Raw genomic sequence first — 3,317 nt, 5'->3', positions numbered from 1 at the left:
GTGATGGTGTGGCACTGCCCATGGCGGGAAGCCAAGACACTGAGCGAATTTGTCCTGGCAAGGGAGGACGGCAATGCCTGATTTTCGTATCACGCTGGTTGAGCGCCTGTTTGAAGCGGATGCCGGCGATTTCAGGGTCACGGCGACGGACGCCGAGGCGGCTGCGCGGATCGTCCTCAATGCGGTCCCCGACAGTGTGGACTCTGACGGGATCCGGACCACTATTCTGCCTGACGGCCAGGAAGTGGACCTTGAGGTCGAGGAAGTCGTCCATGGCGAGATCGTGGCCATGGTCCACGATGCGGGAACTGGCGTGCTGCAGGGACAGTTTGGGTTTTCCCTTGTTTTCAGCCCGGGCCGAGAGGCAGCCTTCGTTCTCGCCAGAGTGATGGATCGTGTCCTTGCGGATGACGGTGAGTGGGACAGCCATGCAGCCTGCGTGCTGCTGCGCCGGTATCTGCACGAATACCTGAACGCGGACGCGTAGGAAAAGCAGGAAGAAACAGGAAAAAATATGCCCGAAGGGCCATCGCGCCTCAAACGGTGGCTCTTGTCCCGCTCCGCGGGCCTGCGATGCCGGTGCACGCGCCGCGTTTGACCCGCGATATCCCTTCGGACCGCCAGAAGACATTCAGACAAGGAGAATGTCCATGGTGACCGCAAGCCTGTCATCCCGCCTGGGAACTGTCGTGTCGGGGCAGGGAGAGATGCCTGATCTGGCGCGTTATGATCACGTCATCGTCGCCTGTTCCTTTGGCAAGGATTCCCTCGCCAGTACGCTGCACCTGTTCGAAAAGGGCGTGGCGCCGCAGCGCATCGAGTGGTGGCATCATCTTGTGGACGATGACGGGGACGTTTTTGACTGGCCGCATGTGCCCGATTACGGGCGGCATCTGGCTGCAGCCCTTGGCGTCAGGCTGCATTTCTCCGCGCGCCAGGGTGGGATCGTGCGGGAAATGCTGCGCGATAATGCGCCGACCGCACCGGTCTGGTTCGATACCCCGACAGGGCGGGTCACTGTCGGTGGCAAGGGGCCGCCCAATACGCGACGCCGCTTCCCGCAGGTTTCGGCGAACCTGTCGGTCCGCTGGTGTTCCCCATACGCCAAGATCATGGTTGCGGATGGCGCCCTGCGGAACCAGGCGCGTTTCGGTCATGCCCGGACCCTGTTTGTAACTGGAGAACGTGCGGCGGAATCCGCGAACCGTGCCCGTTACGCTGTCTTTGAGCGGCACCTGGCAGACTGTCGTGATGGTCGGATCCGACGGCATATCGATCACTGGCGGCCGGTACATGCCTGGAGTGAAGCGGCTGTCTGGCAGATCCTGCGTCGGCATGGCGTGATCCCGCCGCTTCCCTATCAGCTCGGGTTTGGCCGTCTGTCCTGCCTGACATGTGTATTCATGTCTGCTGATCAGGCTGCAACGCTGCGGCACATGGACCCGGATCGGTTCGCCCGGCTGTGTGAGTGGGAACGCGCATTTGGCTGCACCATCCTACGCGACCGGGACCTCGGCACGCTGGCCAATGGCGGCACGGTTTACGGCCCCGTGCGCCGGCACCCGGATCTGGTGCGCCGCGCGCTCTGCCACCGCTGGCGTGGCCGTGTCCTCACATCCCCCGAACAATGGGTCCTGCCCGCTGGTGCATTCGGCGAGAGCGCCGGGCCGGTCTGACCCGCCTCATCCTCCAGCAGGGAGAAACCCGATGTTAGCGCCGTTCCAGATCCGGAAATTCCTCGACCTGAGCACCGGCCACCTCCCCCTGTCGGACCGTGGACACCTTGAGAGATATGCAAGGTCAGGTGGCTCCTTTGGGCTGACCTGCCTGTCCGGCCCGCACGGATGGTTTGTCCATGTCCCGCTTATGTGGACGGCCTTTACGATGCAAGAGGTCACATTGATTGCATTGTCGTATCTTTCTTCTGCGTATTTTCGCTCCAGCGAAATGCACTGATACTGTCATGATGTGGAGATCCGGTCAGATGCGCCCTTATGTCCGGCCTGTTTATGCGAAATCCTTCGCTGGCCATCATGGGTGTTCGCTTGCGTGTCAGGCACCAATCTGGATCTCGTGCTCAATGGCACATGGGGACATTCGGTATTGCCTGAACTGCTTCTGATTACAGTCTTTCCCATCACGCGGTCAGTGCATACTGCCGGATCTACCGGAGCTTATTCCGGTATCCATCATCCTGGTGGTACATGTCAGACTATAGCGACACTGCGACCGGCCGGACGATAGATCTCTTTGCGCGACAACAAAACCCAGATGATCCGGGCCAGCTTGTTGGCTAACGCCACGGTTGCCAGACGGCCCGGGCGACGTTCCAGAAGCTTGCAAAGCCATACTCCCGCAGCGCTATCCCATTTCTGTGCGCGGTAAAGCATGGATGTTGCGCCCAGAACGAGCATCTTTCTTATTTCCCGGTTGCCCGTTTTGGTAATTCTGCCCAATCGGGTTTTTCCGCCCGATGAATGCTGGCGCGGTACGAGACCAAGCCAGGCTGCGAAGTGCCGGGCCGTATCGAAGGCCCCAATATCGGTAACAGACGCGACAATCAGGGAGGCGGTTACCGGACCAATGCCCGGGATGGTCAAAAGACGGCGAGCATCTTCATCCTGTTTGGCATGTGTCCGGATACCTCCTTCCAGGTTTTCTATGCTTTCGTTCAGTCGACCATACTGTTCAAAGAGCAGCATGGTTGTCTGTTTCAGGGCATCAGGCAGATTGGATGAGGTTTCGATTTTCGCCAGAAGTTCGGGGAGACGGGCATTTCCAAGGGGAACAATCAAACCGAATTCCGCTGCAAGTGCACGCAACGCATTCACCAGCATCGTTTGCTGTTTGACCAGAAGGGTACGAGTTGAGTGCAGCGATAACAGGCTTTGCTGCTCCCGATTTTTAATCGGGACGAAGCGCGTGTCGGGATGGATCGCGGCAAGACAAATCGCGGCGGCATCAACAGCATCGTTTTTCTTGCCACGTTTGACAAATGGTTTGACCATTTCAGGGGGAATGAGTTTTACCTCATGACCGGTGTCACGGATGACACGAGCCCAGTGATGCGACGTGCTACAGGCTTCGAGTACGACCAGGCAGCGCTCCAGCTTTTCAAAGAATGAGATAACTTCACTCCGCCCGAGTTTCTTCTTGAGCAGACATTTTCCGCTTGCGTCCGTGCCATGCACTTGAAAAACAGACTTGGCGATATCCAGGCCGATTATGGTAACTTTCATCCGGGCGGTCTCCTCTGAATGGTCTTCCGACCTCATCATGGCACATTGATGTCGCATGGAGGCCGTCCACCCCATCTG

General features: G+C 58.7%; 4 protein-coding genes. 3 read left to right on the top strand and 1 reads right to left on the bottom strand.

Annotated elements, in window-relative coordinates:
• Positions 1-73 precede the first annotated feature (73 nt).
• The 3 genes from GEU01_RS20350 to GEU01_RS27805 all read left to right on the top strand — a co-directional run bounded on the left by GEU01_RS20350 (position 74) and on the right by GEU01_RS27805 (position 1,956).
• Positions 74-487 carry a hypothetical protein gene (locus tag GEU01_RS20350; RefSeq protein ID WP_019087511.1) on the top strand — a complete coding sequence of 138 codons (414 nt, stop codon included), beginning with the start codon at positions 74-76 and terminating at the stop codon, positions 485-487.
• 157 nt (positions 488-644) lie between these two features.
• On the top strand, positions 645-1,676 hold the full coding sequence (locus GEU01_RS20345; RefSeq protein WP_019087510.1) for a phosphoadenosine phosphosulfate reductase domain-containing protein: 1,032 nt from the start codon (positions 645-647) through the stop codon (positions 1,674-1,676).
• Between the two features lie 31 nt (positions 1,677-1,707).
• On the top strand, positions 1,708-1,956 hold the full coding sequence (locus GEU01_RS27805; protein WP_019087509.1) for a DUF5983 family protein: 249 nt from the start codon (positions 1,708-1,710) through the stop codon (positions 1,954-1,956).
• 251 nt (positions 1,957-2,207) lie between these two features.
• Here GEU01_RS27805 and GEU01_RS20335 read toward each other — a convergent pair whose 3' ends face one another.
• The gene (locus GEU01_RS20335; RefSeq protein WP_014106769.1) at positions 2,208-3,239 is read right to left on the bottom strand and encodes an IS110 family RNA-guided transposase; all 1,032 of its coding nucleotides are present in this window, start codon (positions 3,237-3,239) and stop codon (positions 2,208-2,210) included.
• Positions 3,240-3,317 lie beyond the last annotated feature (78 nt).

The sequence above is a fragment of the Komagataeibacter europaeus LMG 18890 genome, assembly GCF_000285295.1.
Taxonomy (GTDB): domain Bacteria; phylum Pseudomonadota; class Alphaproteobacteria; order Acetobacterales; family Acetobacteraceae; genus Komagataeibacter; species Komagataeibacter europaeus.
The sequence above is the reverse complement of the archived record's forward strand: the minus strand, read 5'-3'. Positions and strand labels throughout refer to the sequence as shown.

Bases quoted from the DNA above. Each gene is read 5' to 3' on its own strand.
- GEU01_RS20350 (WP_019087511.1), top strand. From the start codon at position 74: ATGCCTGATTTTCGTATCACGCTGGTTGAGCGCCTGTTTGAAGCGGAT.
- GEU01_RS20345 (WP_019087510.1), top strand. From the start codon at position 645: ATGTCCATGGTGACCGCAAGCCTGTCATCCCGCCTGGGAACTGTCGTG.
- GEU01_RS27805 (WP_019087509.1), top strand. From the start codon at position 1,708: ATGTTAGCGCCGTTCCAGATCCGGAAATTCCTCGACCTGAGCACCGGC.
- GEU01_RS20335 (WP_014106769.1), bottom strand. From the start codon at position 3,239: ATGAAAGTTACCATAATCGGCCTGGATATCGCCAAGTCTGTTTTTCAA.